The 13,730-nt window shown below is 70.0% G+C and carries 15 protein-coding genes; 9 read left to right on the top strand and 6 right to left on the bottom strand.

Annotation, left to right across the window (positions count from 1 at the left end; all coding sequences use genetic code 11):
• Window positions 1–101: 101 nt before the first annotated feature.
• The 3 genes from SANBI_RS10005 to SANBI_RS09995 all read left to right on the top strand — a co-directional run bounded on the left by SANBI_RS10005 (window position 102) and on the right by SANBI_RS09995 (window position 1,964).
• Entirely contained in the window at window positions 102–476 is a 375-nt protein-coding gene (locus SANBI_RS10005; RefSeq protein WP_319154626.1) for a hypothetical protein, read from the top strand.
• A 280-nt stretch (window positions 477–756) separates the two neighbouring features.
• A complete protein-coding gene (locus tag SANBI_RS10000) occupies window positions 757–1,293 on the top strand; it encodes a VanZ family protein (protein ID WP_319154624.1) in 537 nt (178 codons plus the stop codon).
• A 281-nt stretch (window positions 1,294–1,574) separates the two neighbouring features.
• The gene (locus SANBI_RS09995; protein ID WP_319154621.1) at window positions 1,575–1,964 is read left to right on the top strand and encodes an ATP-binding protein; all 390 of its coding nucleotides are present in this window, start codon (window positions 1,575–1,577) and stop codon (window positions 1,962–1,964) included.
• A gap of 43 nt (window positions 1,965–2,007) precedes the next feature.
• On the opposite strand, the gene SANBI_RS09990 is transcribed toward SANBI_RS09995, so the two are convergent.
• The 4 genes from SANBI_RS09990 to SANBI_RS09975 all read right to left on the bottom strand — a co-directional run bounded on the left by SANBI_RS09990 (window position 2,008) and on the right by SANBI_RS09975 (window position 6,245).
• Window positions 2,008–3,759 (bottom strand): SpoIIE family protein phosphatase, encoded by a 1,752-nt coding sequence (locus SANBI_RS09990; RefSeq protein WP_319154620.1) that lies wholly within the window; start codon window positions 3,757–3,759, stop codon window positions 2,008–2,010.
• Between the two features lie 70 nt (window positions 3,760–3,829).
• On the bottom strand, window positions 3,830–4,690 hold the full coding sequence (locus SANBI_RS09985) for an SDR family NAD(P)-dependent oxidoreductase (RefSeq protein ID WP_319154618.1): 861 nt from the start codon (window positions 4,688–4,690) through the stop codon (window positions 3,830–3,832).
• Window positions 4,687–5,286, bottom strand: a complete 600-nt coding sequence (locus SANBI_RS09980) for a TetR/AcrR family transcriptional regulator (RefSeq protein WP_319154616.1) — start codon at window positions 5,284–5,286, stop codon at window positions 4,687–4,689. The genes SANBI_RS09985 and SANBI_RS09980 overlap by 4 nt, the downstream gene beginning before the upstream one ends.
• Window positions 5,283–6,245: an AvrD family protein gene (locus SANBI_RS09975; RefSeq protein ID WP_319154614.1), complete on the bottom strand. Its 963-nt coding sequence runs from the start codon at window positions 6,243–6,245 to the stop codon at window positions 5,283–5,285. The genes SANBI_RS09980 and SANBI_RS09975 overlap by 4 nt, the downstream gene beginning before the upstream one ends.
• A 92-nt stretch (window positions 6,246–6,337) precedes the next feature.
• On the opposite strand from SANBI_RS09975, the gene SANBI_RS09970 reads away from it, so the two are divergent.
• The 5 genes from SANBI_RS09970 to SANBI_RS09950 all read left to right on the top strand — a co-directional run bounded on the left by SANBI_RS09970 (window position 6,338) and on the right by SANBI_RS09950 (window position 10,033).
• Window positions 6,338–6,943, top strand: a complete 606-nt coding sequence (locus SANBI_RS09970; protein WP_319154612.1) for a TetR/AcrR family transcriptional regulator — start codon at window positions 6,338–6,340, stop codon at window positions 6,941–6,943.
• A gap of 325 nt (window positions 6,944–7,268) precedes the next feature.
• The gene (locus SANBI_RS09965) at window positions 7,269–7,382 is read left to right on the top strand and encodes a lasso RiPP family leader peptide-containing protein (protein WP_156382781.1); all 114 of its coding nucleotides are present in this window, start codon (window positions 7,269–7,271) and stop codon (window positions 7,380–7,382) included.
• A gap of 505 nt (window positions 7,383–7,887) precedes the next feature.
• Window positions 7,888–9,357: an asparagine synthase-related protein gene (locus tag SANBI_RS09960; protein WP_319154608.1), complete on the top strand. Its 1,470-nt coding sequence runs from the start codon at window positions 7,888–7,890 to the stop codon at window positions 9,355–9,357.
• Window positions 9,354–9,620: a PqqD family protein gene (locus SANBI_RS09955; protein WP_319154606.1), complete on the top strand. Its 267-nt coding sequence runs from the start codon at window positions 9,354–9,356 to the stop codon at window positions 9,618–9,620. Before SANBI_RS09960 ends, SANBI_RS09955 begins: the two co-directional genes overlap by 4 nt.
• Window positions 9,617–10,033: a lasso peptide biosynthesis B2 protein gene (locus SANBI_RS09950; RefSeq protein ID WP_056133430.1), complete on the top strand. Its 417-nt coding sequence runs from the start codon at window positions 9,617–9,619 to the stop codon at window positions 10,031–10,033. Before SANBI_RS09955 ends, SANBI_RS09950 begins: the two co-directional genes overlap by 4 nt.
• Window positions 10,034–10,099: 66 nt before the next feature.
• On the opposite strand, the gene SANBI_RS09945 is transcribed toward SANBI_RS09950, so the two are convergent.
• Window positions 10,100–11,155, bottom strand: coding sequence for a GNAT family N-acetyltransferase (locus SANBI_RS09945; RefSeq protein WP_319154602.1), 1,056 nt, complete (start codon window positions 11,153–11,155; stop codon window positions 10,100–10,102).
• Window positions 11,156–11,271: 116 nt separating this feature from the next.
• On the bottom strand, window positions 11,272–12,273 hold the full coding sequence (locus SANBI_RS09940) for a LysR family transcriptional regulator (RefSeq protein WP_319154599.1): 1,002 nt from the start codon (window positions 12,271–12,273) through the stop codon (window positions 11,272–11,274).
• Between the two features lie 206 nt (window positions 12,274–12,479).
• On the opposite strand from SANBI_RS09940, the gene SANBI_RS09935 reads away from it, so the two are divergent.
• Window positions 12,480–13,631: an MFS transporter gene (locus SANBI_RS09935; protein WP_319154597.1), complete on the top strand. Its 1,152-nt coding sequence runs from the start codon at window positions 12,480–12,482 to the stop codon at window positions 13,629–13,631.
• Window positions 13,632–13,730: the final 99 nt, after the last annotated feature.

The raw sequence follows: 13,730 nt of genomic DNA, 5'->3' as shown, positions 1-13,730 counted from the left end.
GTGGGACGAACGACGGCCTGTCCGGAACCGCTGTCTGGCGTCCCCGACGTAGATTGGTGCCCGCAAGACACACCTCACGATCCATCTGAAGGAGAGCGGCCGTGCGCAGCAGCAACCGGGACGAGGTCGACGCCATCCTCAGCCGAGAGGTCACCGAGGCTCTCAACGCCTCGATGCCCGCTGTGGTCGCCTCAGCTGCTCGGGCGCAGCTCGCCTCGACGATGCTGCTGACGTGCTCGACCTGCGGCGTCGTCCTGGGGCTGCTCGCAGCGATCTTCGGCTCGACGGTCTCGAGCGGGCTCGCTGTCCTGGCCGGGATCCTCGTGGCCTTCGCGCTGCTCATCGCGACCATGCTCGTCGCGCTCGTCATCGGTCTCCGGGCCAAGCGGGCGAGGGCGAAGATCGCCGCAGCGGTCGAGCTGGACCACCACGGGAGGCTCGTCCGCGTGCAGGGTCGTCAGGTCTACGTCCGCTGACGGTCCATGGACGCGACCGAGGGACGCGGCACAGGCGCTCGGCGGAGCGGCCCGCGTTCAATCGACGAGACGGGAGGAACCCCGTCGTCCACCCGTGGGTGCAGCAGACCGTCCGAGGATCATGCCTCCGGTGGACGTCCTCCCTGGTCGCTCCGGCCTACGGTGTGGGACGGACAGCCCTGAGGCTCTGAGCAGGTCGTCGTGCGCAGGCGGCACCGACGTGCTCAGCGCGTGCAGGTCGACGCTGTCGTCTCGACATCTGCCGCAGGGAGAATCTCACGTGTTCCACCAGGTGCCGGTCCTGCCGGTCGTCGTCCCCGTCGCTGCAGCGGTCGTCGTGATCCTGCTCTGGACTCTTCGCAGACGTGAGCTCCTCACAGGTCGCCGGGCTGCTGTCGCACTCGCTGTCGGCGTGTACGTCGCAGGGGTCCTCGCGAACACGGTCTTCCCGATCTTCCTCGACAAGCCTTCGGCCGACCAGCCCTGGGACACGTACCTGAACCTGGTGCCGCTGGCCGGCTACGAGGTGCGCGACGCGGTGATCAACATCGTGGTCTTCGTGCCGCTCGGGATCCTCGTCCCGCTCTTCCTGCCCCGAGCGCGGTGGTGGAGCGTGCTCGGTCTCGGTGCGGGCTTCAGCCTGCTCATCGAGGTGGTGCAGTACGTCACCGCGCGCCTCTTGGGCGGCGGCCACGTGGCGGACGTGAACGACCTGCTCTTCAACGTCCTCGGTGCCGCACTGGGTCTCGCGCTGCTCGGAGCGGCGACTCGGCGACCACGAGCCAGATCGACCATCGACGGGTTTCGCTGGCGTTGATCGCCGAGGCGCAGGGCTGCTCGGGCGTGCCGGACACATCGGACGTAGGGTCGCGGAGTGCGTGGTGGCGCGCGGGTGCCGTGGGCGAGGACTCTCGCCCAGGCTCGCAGGCTCGCCGACCTCTTCGAGCACCTGCTGTGCGCACCGGCCCAGGGCAGTCCGGTCTCGCTCATCCTCATCGGCCCACCGCCGAACCCTGTGGGAGGACCTGCACGATCTCAGCCCCCGGAGCACCCGTGCCACCGATCCAGTACGCCCACCCTCCTCGAGGGCATCGCGCTGTGCGCACGTGGCACCTCGCCTCGACCAGAGACCTCGCGGGTCTGCGCGCCGACGTCTCGAGGATCCTGACCGGCGACCTCGCGTCCGCCCCAGATCAGTCCGTCGACGGGCTCGTGCTCATCGCGAGCGAGCTGGCGACCAACGCGTTGCGCCACGGCGGCGGGTCGGCCACGGTCCACCTGAGCACCGACGGACCGACCTGTCTGCTCGAGGTCGTCGACCGTGCACCTGAGTCACCCCCGCAGGTGGCCGTCGACCGGGACAGCGGGGACGGTGGCTTCGGGCTCGTCCTGGCTCTCGGCGTCGCCCTGGAGGCTGGTTGGTTCCGCACAGAGACGTCCAAGTGCGTGTGGACTGTCCACACGGCCCCCGTCCACGTCCCGTCGTGAGTGACCGCTCGGGACAGACAGTGACCTGACCGGTCGACCCGGGTCAGACGATCGGTCCGGGCACGTCCGACCCAGGTCCGGCCTCGGGCGGGCGCGGCCGGTTCTCCGGGTAGGGGCGTACCAGGACCAGCGCGACGTCGTCGGCCGCCTCCGAGGGCGCGAGCGTCGCCAGGACGTGGTCGGCGAGCTCGTCGAGGGTCTTGGTGTGGCCACCCCGCAGTGCGTCGACCAGCGCTGCGGTGCTCGTGGTCCAGGACACCCCACGGCGTTCGGTCAGGCCGTCCGTGTACAGGAAGAGCGTGTCCTTGGGGTGCATGTCGACGCTGTGCTCGGTGCGGGGCGTGCCTGCGAGGACCCCCAGGAGCGGGTCGTTGTGACGGTCGAGGATCTCGATGGTCCCGTCTGCGCGGAGCAGCAGCGGGTGGGGGTGCCCGGCGTTGGTCCAGCGGACCGTGCGCACCCCGTCGAGGCGACCCACGGGGTCTTGCTCGAGGCGCGCCATGATCGCGGTGGCTGTCGCCGAGGGGCCGAGGTTGAGACCTGCGATGGCCTCGTCGGTGCGTTCGAGGACCGTCGCCGGTGGGTGACCGCTGTCATAGGCGATCGCCCGGATCAGCCCGCGCAGCTGCCCCATCGCGGCTGCGGCGTGGTAGTCGTGGCCGGTGACGTCACCGATCACCAGGGTCGTGGCGCCATCTTTGGTCAGGAACGCGTCGTACCAGTCCCCGCCGATCTCGAGGTCGCGCGCCGCCGGCTGGTACCGCACCACCAGGTGCAGGTGGTCGGGCTCGGGGGGAGCCGTGAACAGGGAGTGCTGCAGGGCGATCGAGGTCTCCCGGGCCTTGGCGTGCTCGAGCTCGAGGACCTGCGCCCTGGCGTCGAGGAAGTCGACCTCGATGCGCTGGAGCGTCGCGGCGCGCAGCGCCCCGGACAGCGCCGCGGCGATCAGCAGCGCGAAGCCGCGCAGGGCCGCGTCGAAGGGGCGCGTGGGAGCGACGTCCAGGATCAGTGCCCCGTCTGCGTCGCCGTGGTCGGTCGAGGACAGCGGTGCCACGATCACCGAGCCGGCGACTGTCACTGCTCGTGAGCTCAGGACCGGGTCGAGCACGTCTGCGCCTGTCTCTCGGGCCAGCGCAGGGTCTCCGGTGACGACGGTCCCCGGTGCGGCCGGGGTGCGCAGGACGATCGAGCACCGCGCGAGGTCGGGGCTCGCGGTCAGCAGGTCGATCGCGGTCTGGGCGATCGTGGCGGGGTCGCTCGGGGTGCGCTGGAGCTCGGCGTAGAGGGAGTCGACCAGGGCGAGGCGCCGCTGGGTGACGACCTGGGTGGTGGTCTCGGTCGCGATGCCCAAGATCCCCGCGACCTCACCCCAGTCGTCGAGCAGCGGGCTGTAGGAGCAGGTGAAGAAGGTCTCCTCGACGAAGCCTGACCGGTTGACCATCAGCTGTTCGTCGGTCGCCCAGGTGGGCAGGCGGGTCGTCATGACCTGCTCGACGGTCGCGCCCAGGCCGTCCCAGACCTCCTCCCACACCGTCGCGAGCGGTGCGCCGAGGGCCGCCAGGCGTTTGTGGGTGCCGAGCATGTCGCGGTAGGCGTCGTTGAAGATCATCGTGAGGTCGGGGCCCCAGGCGATCATCACCGGGAACTTCGTGCTGAAGCACATCCGCGCGGTCTGGCGCAGAGACTCGCCCCACGTGGACATCGCCCCCAGAGGGGTGGACTCCCACGCGAGCTCGAGCGTGGCCGAACCCATCGAGCTGCTGCGAGCAGTCGGACCGAACCACGCTGTGTCCATGGCGTCAATGTACTGCCCACGGGCGTGCACGTGACGAGCTCTGCGCAGAGGGCCGGACGACGGCACGGAGCTAGCCGACGTGCTCGTCCTGCGCGGACGCTCCGGGGGCTGGGACGAGCGGCGCGACTTCCTCGACGACTGAGCGCAGAGAGACCTTCCCAGCCGTGCGCGGTCGTGCGCCCAACGTGCTCCCACCACTGACGTCGAGCAGCGTGCCGGTCGTACGACGAGAGTCCTCAGACAGCAAGAAGCCGATCGCACGGGCGACGTCCTCGACAGCCGCCACGTCGTCGAGGACCGAGAACCCGGCCATGTAGGTCCTGATGGCGGGGTCTTGGAACGCCGGGTGCCCGTTGTCGGTGAACCCGGGCACCACGGCGTTGATCCGGATGCCGCGCGGTGCCAGAGCCTCGGCCGCGTGCCGGGTCAGCGCCTCGACCGCCGCCTTCGACATCGCGTAGACGATGTCCCCGGGGCTCGAGAAGTGCACACCCGCAGACGAGACGTTGACGATGCTCCCGCCGGTGGTCATCCTGCGCGACAGCTGCTGCGTGAGGAAGAACGGGGCGCGTGCGTTGATCGCGAGGTAGAGGTCGAAGTCGTCCGGGTCGGCGGCGTCGAAGGAGGGGCCGAGCAGCTTGGCGGCGTTGTTGACGAGGCCCTTCAGGGGCAGAGAGTCGTGCTCGACCAGCAGCCGGTCCACCTCGGACACCAGATGCTGCACCCCCGACATCTCGCCGAGGTCGGCCTGGACAGGCCAGCATCGTCGCCCCATCGACTCGGCGTGGGACACCAGGGCGTCCACCGCTTCACGGCGTCGGCCGTGGTGGGCGACGACGTCGTGACCACGGTCTAGCAGCAGTCGAGCCGTCGCTGCACCGATCCCACCGGAAGCACCGGTCACGAGGACGGCGCTCTGCTCCTCCGTCATCGTCGCCCCTCTGCGGCCGGGGCACGGAGCAGTGCGACCATCCCCAGCGCCGCCTGCTCGAGCAGGCGCGGCGCGTCGTGCCACAGTCCCTGCGTCCGGCAGTAGTCCATCGTGCCCATCCCGCTCGCGACGACCAGCCAGCCCGCCGACGTCAGGTCGACGTCGTCACGGAGCTCGCCGTCCACCCGCGCTGCGTTCAGCAGGGCATCGACGAAGGTGAGCCACGTCTGGAACGGGTCGAGGCGTCGTCCTGGGAAGGCGTGGCGTGCGCCGGACGCGAGGCAGACGCCGGCGCGGACGAGGACGTCGCCCGCGAGGTTCTCGCCGACGAGCCTGAAGGCGAGGACGAGACGGTCGAGGGCCGAGCCGTCGTGGCTCGCGAGCCGATCTTGCACAGCGTGCATGCTGGCCCTCTCGTGGTCGAGCACGACCGTGCCGATGTGGTGCGTCGAGGGGAAGGCTCTCAGGGCCACCTCTGACGGGACAGCGGCTTCTGCGGCGATGTCCGCGATCGAGATCTCCGCGAAGGAGCGGGTGGTGAACAGCTCGGAGGCTGCACGCACGAGGGCGTCTCTGCTGGCGTCGACGTGGTTCATGCTCCAGGTGATCCCTTCGAGGGTGCGGGCGTGGGTTCGACGTAGGCGAGGCTCGCCCTGGCATGCACGAGAGCCTCGATCTGCGACTCTGCAGAGATGTCGTGGATGCGTCGGCCGTCCCGGTCGAGGACGCGGTGCCGAGTGACCCGCGTCGAGCTGGAGACGCGAGACGGCAACGGCCGGGGAGTCTTACTGATGTCGATCGTCATCGAGCGCATCCAGAGCTCACCACGACGGTGCTCGACAGGCATGCTCTGGTAGATCGTCGCCTGGGTCATCTGACCCATCGTGACGAGCAGGTCGATCGCGCTGACCGCGGGGGAGAACGCGGCCTCTACCCCTGACAGCACAGGCATCTGGGCTCCCGGACGAGGATAGAAGTCGTGGAGGGCTCCGACGCCTTCGTCGACGGTGCGCGGGGTCAGCGACGTCTCAGCGCCGACGTGCCGGAAACCCTCGGAGTAGACCGAGGGTGTCCCGTCGTCGCCGCCCTCAGGTCCTCTGGCTGCCGAGCGGCGCAGGGCGAGCCGCGTACGCATGCCGCCGGTGTCTGCCGTGAGCGACAGGTCGGTCTCACCGATGACCCCCTCGACGTCGAGGACGAGCGGGATGCTCGCGAGATCGGTCCTCGGCCCCGTGGGAGCGCGGAGCTCGACCCGCTCGACCCAGTAGGAGGACAGGCGAGCCGGGTCGGCGAGCCTCTCGAGCACGATCAGCGGGAGGGCGATGGCGTCGACCGAGCTCAGGTGCGGTGTGCGGGCCGAACCGTCCCTGCCGCGGGACCAGTCCTGCGGATAGAGAGCCGCGACGACGGCGTGCGCGCGGCAGTCGTCGATCGGGTCCTCGCGGACCGTGCCGACCTCGTAGCGGACCTCTCGATAGCCCTCGGCGAAATACCTCCCGTGGGCGGGGCCGAGAACTGCGGTCAGAGGCGTCTTTGTCGTTTCCCCCTGGAGCATGTGATTTACATTACAGTCCCGGGCCTAACGTCCGCCTGCGGTGTCCGTACTGTTTTGAGGTCTTTCGTCGGGCTGGTTGATATCGTTGCGGCATGCAGACCAACCTCGGAGGTAGGCCCCAGACGCCGGGGTTGAGCGAAGCACTGCTGCAGGCGGCGGAGAGGACGATGGTCTCCGAGGGTTTCGAGGCCCTGACGGTCGACCGGCTCGTGACCGAGGTCGGCACGACCAGGCCCACGTTCTACAGGCGCTTCCCGAGTACGTCCGCCCTCGCCTTCGAGGTCATCTGGCGGCGCTTCGGTACGGGTTCGCCGGTCGATACGGGCTCGCTCTCCGACGACCTCCTCACGTTGCAGCGCGAGGACATCGCGATGTTCTCGACCCCGCTGATGCAGCGCAACCTCCCTGGGCTGGTGAGGTTGGTCCGCAGCGACCCGGAGATCCGGAGCCGTTACCGCAGCGACTTCATCGAGCCCCGTCGGGCGAACGTCCGTGACCTGATCTGCTCTGCGGCGGACCGAGGGGAGATCCCCAGCGCTGACGTCGACTTCGAGCTCGTCTGCGACCTGCTCATCGGACCGTTGCTCGCGCGCACGCTCCTCCCGCTGGAGGGGGCCCTGGACGACCGTCTCGCGCGGATGACCGTGCAGACGGTGATGACGCAGCTCGGCGCCTCGCCGCACGGGACCAAGGCCTAGCCAGCGTCGACGGACTCCGCCTCCTGGGTCGCGTCCCGCGTGAGACCGACCTCCTGCGCTGTGGCCTGCGCTCTGACCTGCGACGTCGGAGCACGGACCCCTCCCGGCGCCCGGAGGGCCCTCGGTAACCCTCTGGGCGCGCTGATCTCGAGTGCTTGTCCTCTCCGGAGACCACTGTTACGGTGAGGCGCGTAACGAAACCTCGACCGTCGCAGGGGGATCTAGGTCGAGGTATCTGCGCCCGGGGATCGGCTTCACCCCCCCCGGATCCAGGCGGAGAGCCAGCTCTTCGCGCAGCAATGACGCTTCTGGAGAGGAGGACATCATGGAGAAGGCATACCAGGCACCGAGCATCGTCGCCGCAGGCGACTTCACAGAGCTCACGCAGGCCGTGCGAGACGGCGGGGTCGTCGACTTCGTCGGCGGATGGTGGTTCTGATCGGACACCGCTGAATCACTGAGCGCCGCCCTGGCGACCACGTCTCGACAGGGCGGCGCTCACGCGGACGGACAGTCGCGCGGGACCTGGGCCTGCGCACGATCGACGGGGGCGGCTGATGGGATTCGTGGTTCTGGCTGACACGCCCGAGCACTCTGCAGTGGCCGACTCGTGCCTGGCCCAGGGGTGGTCCTGCACGACTCGTCATGCCTCAGGGCGCCCCTGGATCGTCCGGACGTCTCGGTCCCGCGCCCCTGAGCAGCTCGTCTCGGCCGGGAGTCGCCGGATTCTGGCCGTCGGCGCGGTCCACGCGCACGACGGAGCGGGTGTCCTGGAGCGAGGCCTGGGCCAGGCTCGCACCGCGTCAGACCTCGTCGCTCTGCGCCGCCACCTCTCCGGGGACTTCCATCTGTTCATCAGCACAGAGGACGGCACGGTCCAGGCCGGCTCGATCTCTCGGACACGCAGGCTCTGCAGCACACGGCTGCGAGGCACGGGTGCCGTCGTGTTCTCGGACAGCGCGTCGTTGCTCGCCGAGCTCGGTGGCCTCCCTGTGGACGAGCAGCTGGTGCCCGTGTGGGCGCTGGCCTCCTACCCTCCGCACCCCGTCGACGACCTGCCGCTGTGGCGAGGGGTCGACGCTGTGCCGCCCGGATCCTTCGCTGCCCTCGACCGCGACGGGACGCTGCGTCTGACCAGCTACTGGTCGCCTCCGACTCCTGAGATCGGCGATGCCGAGCAGGCGGCCGACCTGGTCCGGACTGCGCTCTCGCGGGCCGTCGAGGCCCGGTCCGCGAGCTTCGCGTCGGTCAGCGCGGACCTGTCCGGCGGGCTCGACTCGACGAGCCTCGCCTTCATGCTGGACCGCCACATCGCGACCTTCGAGACCTTCCACTCGCTGTCCGACGACAGCCTGAACGACGACGCACGCTGGGCGGCCGTCGCGGCAGCCCGGCTCCCAGGTGCCGAGCATCATGTGTTCCCCTACGACGAGTCACCGACGTGGTACACGATGGTGGAGGACCGGTCGTACTCCCGTGACACACCAGACCCCATGGCACGGACCCACGGGAAGTCCTTGTACCTGCACACCCGGGTCGACGTCGCCGCCCCGCACGCGCGCCTCAACGGCACCGGCGGCGACGAGCTGTTCTCGATGGACGTGCTGGCGATGCACGACTACCTGACGACGGACCGGGGTGCCGCGAAGAAGCCCTTCGAAGCCTTCGTGTACGAACGCCACGACGTGCCGCGCACGGTCCGCCGCCGGATGGCGAAGGACCCAGACCGTGACGTCTCCTTCGAGGACTGGTTCGCCCGTCTCGGCGCCGCGACAGTCTCCGAGAGGAGGCCGTGGTCCCTCGGCTGGGAGTCGACGCCTCGCCTGGCGCCGTGGATCACCGACGACGCACGTGCGCGGCTGGGGGACCTGTTCGAGGGCCGCGGCCGCAGCCTCGGTGACCTCGCACCGCTGTCTCCGCGCAAGCCGCAGCACGAGATCATGAAGCTCGTCCGCATCGGCGGGGACGTGACCCGGAGGATGACGGCACTCTCTGCCGGGCACGGTGTATGGGTGGAGAGCCCGTTCCTCGACGAGGCCGTCGTCGAGGCAGCGCTGCTGGCGAAGCCCTCGGTCCACATCCGCACAGGGACGTACAAACCGCTGCTCGGCGCAGCCATGCGCGGCATCCTCCCGCCTGCTCTTGCCCAGAGGAGGTCCAAGGGTGGGTACAACCGCGAACTCTACCGCGGGCTCGAGCAGAACCGACCGGCCCTGCTGGAGCTGTTCGGGCAGGACAGCCGAGCCGTCGCACGAGGCATCGTCGACCGTGCCTCGGTCGTCGACGCGCTGAGCGGCCTGCCGGCCACGGTGTCGACATTCATGGACCTCGACGTCGCGATCGGCCTAGAGCTGTGGCTGCGGGACGTCGAACGACCGAGATACCCGTCGCTGCAGAAGGAGCTGGCCCGATGAGCTACGTGCTGAACCCCTCGCTCGAGATCGTGGAGGCCGAGGGAGGAGGGATCGCCCTCGACAAGAAGTCGGGCGCCTACCTGCAGCTGAACCCGTTGGGGTTCACGGTGCTCCAGGCGATGATCGACGGACGCTCCCTCGCCGAGATCCAGGACGATCTCGTGCAGGAGTTCCCCGAGCAGGCTGGGCGGATCGGCGCGGACCTGGACGCTCTGGAGCAAGACCTGCTCGCACGGTCCGTGGTGAAGAAGGCGAGCCGATGACGCCTCCGAGGCTCTCGCTGTCGATGCGGCTCAGGACGTGGTGTGCGATCGGGGTGGCGCGGCTGCTGTCCACGATGCGGCCCGGGCGGCTGGAGAAGTCCCTGCGCGCACTCTCCGCAGGCGCACGCCCGGCGACCCGTGAGGAGGCTCTGCGCTGCTACGAGGCCGTGGTCGCGACGAGCGCGCGGTGCGCAGGCCGGTGGTGCCTGCAGCGCTCGGTCGCCGTCTCGCTCCTCTGCCGGAGCAGCGGCAGCTGGCCCGAGTGGCAGAGCGGGGCGTGCCTGATGCCGTTCCGCGCCCACGCGTGGGTCGCGGTGGACGGTGTGCCCGTCGGAGAAGACCCGGCTCTGGCGGACTACTTCCGGCCGGTGATCTCCGTCCACCCGCGGAAGGCGGCTGTCAGAGAGGTCTGACGCGGGGGAGCGGCGGCTCTCGTCCGGGCGGAGACGGGCGTGCTCAGGGGACGCGTCTCGCCTGGGTCAGCGGATGCTGAGCAGCTCGTCGGTGGATCGGCGCCCGGTCGGTATGGCGAGACGCCCGACAGGTGACGACGAGTCCGGGCGACCGAGGGCAACGGCATGTCGGGCGCTCCAGCCAGGCTCAGCGCCGACGACGGTCGCCGCGGTGTCGGCGTTCTCCTCGGGGTAGAGGCTGGTGACGCAGCTTCCGAGCCCTGCCGAGGCGGCGGCGAGGGTCAGGGACTGGGCGATCCTCCCGGCGTCGAACTCGGTGTCGAGGTGGCGTTCGCGCGGGCTCAGCAGGACCACGACGACCGGCGCCGTGGCGAGGTGTGCGGCGTACGCACCGAGCCCCGCCAGCCCTGCCCGGGTGGCCTGGTCGTAGACCGCCACGAATCGCCACGGCTGCCGGTTGCGCGCCGAACCTGTCCACCTCGCCTGGTCCACCAGCTGCCTGACCACGCTCACCGGGACGTCCTCGTCCAGGAACGAGCGGACGGTCCGACGTGCGATGAGCGAACGGAGCTGTTCCATCTGGCCATCCTGCCCGGTCGGCTCGTCCCAGAGGCGTTCGTGCCCGGGGGAGGGGTGGCCGGTGCGGGGGCCTGGGCCCGAGGGGCTCAGAGGGGTGGACGAGGTCGAACCGACCTGGGCCGCGCCTCCCGAGAGCCTCATGAGGCCGGCGTCGGTCGGGACGAAGCCGCAGGCGTCGAGGTAGAAGCTCTTCAGGTGCTCTTCGAAGTCGACGTGGAGCCATTCGCAGCCTGCGCGGGCGGCGTGGTCACGCGCGACCTCGATCAGGTGGACACCCACGCCCTGCCGACGGGAACGCACTGCGACGAGAGTGTCCTCGACGAAGGCGTGGGCACGTCCGTCCCAGGCGATGGCGACGAAGCCGACCAGCCCTCGATCGTCACGAGCGGTGACCCAGCCCAGGCTGTTGCTGTCGAGCTGGTGGTTCCAGCCCGTCTGCTCGAGCTGATGGCCGAAGCCCTCGGCGTGCAGGCTGCTGAGCTCTGGGTCGGTGAACGCTCCACGCCATGCGTAGAGGAGGGGACCGCGATCGGGACCGGGCACTGCGCCTCCTGGGTCGTGGCCTTGCCTGGATGGTCTCTGGGTGAGTCAGAGCACGGCAGCACACTGCCGTCTGTCTCGAGCCCGGTCAACGGGATATCTCCGGTCCGGGCAGGACCCTAGCGCTCGGCGTGCTTGACGAGAAGATCGCCGACTACCGCCATCCGGGGACCGACCGGGTGCTCCTGGTGGTGCGCCGCGGCCGGGGTGCCGTGGTCGGCGTCGACGACGTGGTCGTCTGCACCCCGGACAGCCTCGGCGAGCCGTCGGAGCTCGTCAGAGTCCCTGTCGGCGCGCCACACGAGCCCTAGGGCTGAGTCGGGCAGACCTGTGAGCGGGACGAAGGCCACGTCTGGGCGCTGGCTGTACTCGGCTGTGGCTGCGCACACGACCAGCCCGACCTGCGCCGACGCGACCTCCGAGAGGCCCTCTTGGATCGTGCCCGCCCCTGCGGTCGTCGGGATCGCCCTGCCTCCGGGGGTCGACGTCGGAGCGTGCACGTCCAACCAGTACCTGGGGGCCGCCCCGGTCACAGGGACTGTCGTGATCTCGGCCAGCCTCTCGACCGAGACGGTGTCCAGGGCCGCGAAGCGGTGACTCTTCGAGACGGCGAGCACGGGAGGCCTGCGCGAGAAGACCGCACCGGTGACGAGCTCGGGTTCGTCGACAGGCAGCAGCACGATCGCTGCATCGATGCTCCCGGCCAGCACCTGGGTGAAGGGGTCCCCCAGGGGCAGCTCGTGGGTGCTCACGGCGCGCTGTGGGTCGTCCCGCCCGAGCTGGGCCAGCACCGCGGCGAGCGCCGGGTAGATCGCGCCCTGGAAACCGACCCGGAGCCGCCGCGGTGTACCGCGCGCTCGCAGCCGTGCGTCGTCCAAGACCGTCACGAGTGCACGATGGGCTGGCTCGAGCGAGGCGTAGAGGTCCACCCCGAGAGGCGTGAGCTCGACCCTCCGGCTCGTGCGCTCCACCAGCCGCGCACCGATCCGGCGCTCGAACGCGCTGACGAGCTGGCTGACCCGGCTCTGCGAGACGAAGAGCCGCTCTCCGGTGCGACCGAAGTGCAGCTCTTCCGCGAGCACGATGAAGCACTCGATCTCGCGTACCGGAAGCTCTGCCATCGACTCTCTCCTCACGTCGCACGGACACTCACCCTGCTCGATCGATGAGGTGGGCTCATGAGTGTATGAGTGATCGCCCGTAGATGGCCCGTGCCCTTCTCCGGTCTGCTGGATCCATGGACCATGCACACCGGGCACAGCCCTCCTCACCCAGATCTGGCTTTCCAGCCTCTTCGCCCCGCGACACCGAGAACCGCTGGGCCGCGGTGCTCCTCGTAGCTGCCTCGACCTTCGTCGTCGTCGCTGCTGAGATGATGCCCGTCGGGCTCCTCACCCCCATGGGTTCCTCTCTGCAGGTGAGCGGAGGAACTGTCGGTCTCTCCCTGACCATCACCGGTCTGGTCGCCGCTGCCACCGCGCCCTTCGTCCCTGCCGTGGCGGGACGGTCCGACCGTAAGACCGTCCTCGTCGTCCTGATGGCGCTCGTCGCGCTGGCCAACGCGCTCACCGCCGTCGCCCCGACCTTCGCCGTCGTCGCCTGCGCGCGCATCGTGCTCGGAGCAGGGATGGGAGCTGTCTGGGCGCTCGCGGCCAGCCTCGCACCGCAGCTTATCGAGCGACGGTCGGTCGGGGCGGCCACCACGCTCGTCTTCAGCGGGATCGCCGTGGCCTCTGTCCTCGGCGTGCCCGTCGGGACCTTCGTCGGCGGAGTCATGGGATGGCGGGCCTCGTTCTGGGGTCTCGCCGCAGCTGCCGCCCTCGTCTCGGCCGCGATGGTCGTCGTGCTCCCACCGATGCGCCCAGAGGCGCGTCCTCCCCTGGGTCGCGTCTCCTCGGTCCTGCGCAGGCGAGGCGTCGCGTCCGGTCTCGTGCTCACGGCCTTCCTCGTGACAGCCCACTTCGCCGCCTACACCTACGTCCGTCCTGCGCTCGAGCGCCTCGTCGGGCTGGACGGCTCTCAGATCGGCACCATGCTCGTGGTCTACGGGGTCCTGGGTGTCGTCGGTACCTTCGTCGTCGGCCCCGTGGCCGTCAGGGTGCCCAAGCCCGTGTGCGCCGTCCTCGCGCTCGGGATCGCCGCGACGCTCGTCGTCCTCCCGCTGGCGGGGACCTGGTCTCTGGTCGTCGTCGCAGCGCTCGTCGGGGTGTGGGGTCTGTCCTACGGAGGCGTGTCGGTCAGCACGCAGTCCTGGATGGCGGCCGCCGCGCCAGCCGACCGCGAGCTGACGTCAGCGCTGTGGGTCGCGGTCTTCAACGCGAGCATCGCCCTGGGGGCGCTCGGGGGCGGTCAGGTCTACGACCGAGCCGGACCCACCTCGGTCTTCTGGGTCGCAGCAGGGTTCGCCGCCGTCGCGCTCGTCGTCGCCGCCGTGAGTGCTCCTCGCCAGGATGCGGAGAGGCTGGGTCGGCCGGTCTGATCCTCGGAGGCGCCGGTCTGCGTGCGCTGTGCTCGTGGCCTGTGGGCACACCCGGTCTGAGCTCGGACGGAGGCCGTGGCTGTGCCGTCGGCAGGGTGA

It is taken from the genome of Sanguibacter biliveldensis (genome assembly GCF_033798665.1).
In the GTDB taxonomy this organism is placed as follows: Bacteria; Actinomycetota; Actinomycetes; order Actinomycetales; family Cellulomonadaceae; genus Sanguibacter; species Sanguibacter inulinus.
This window is presented reverse-complemented; position numbering and strand designations above follow the sequence as displayed.

Bases quoted from the DNA above. Each gene is read 5' to 3' on its own strand.
- SANBI_RS09940 (WP_319154599.1), bottom strand. From the start codon at position 12,273: ATGGCAGAGCTTCCGGTACGCGAGATCGAGTGCTTCATCGTGCTCGCG.
- SANBI_RS09985 (WP_319154618.1), bottom strand. From the start codon at position 4,690: ATGACGGAGGAGCAGAGCGCCGTCCTCGTGACCGGTGCTTCCGGTGGG.
- SANBI_RS09990 (WP_319154620.1), bottom strand. From the start codon at position 3,759: ATGGACACAGCGTGGTTCGGTCCGACTGCTCGCAGCAGCTCGATGGGT.
- SANBI_RS09965 (WP_156382781.1), top strand. From the start codon at position 7,269: ATGGAGAAGGCATACCAGGCACCGAGCATCGTCGCCGCAGGCGACTTC.
- SANBI_RS09955 (WP_319154606.1), top strand. From the start codon at position 9,354: ATGAGCTACGTGCTGAACCCCTCGCTCGAGATCGTGGAGGCCGAGGGA.
- SANBI_RS09970 (WP_319154612.1), top strand. From the start codon at position 6,338: ATGCAGACCAACCTCGGAGGTAGGCCCCAGACGCCGGGGTTGAGCGAA.
- SANBI_RS09980 (WP_319154616.1), bottom strand. From the start codon at position 5,286: ATGAACCACGTCGACGCCAGCAGAGACGCCCTCGTGCGTGCAGCCTCC.
- SANBI_RS09975 (WP_319154614.1), bottom strand. From the start codon at position 6,245: ATGCTCCAGGGGGAAACGACAAAGACGCCTCTGACCGCAGTTCTCGGC.
- SANBI_RS09950 (WP_056133430.1), top strand. From the start codon at position 9,617: ATGACGCCTCCGAGGCTCTCGCTGTCGATGCGGCTCAGGACGTGGTGT.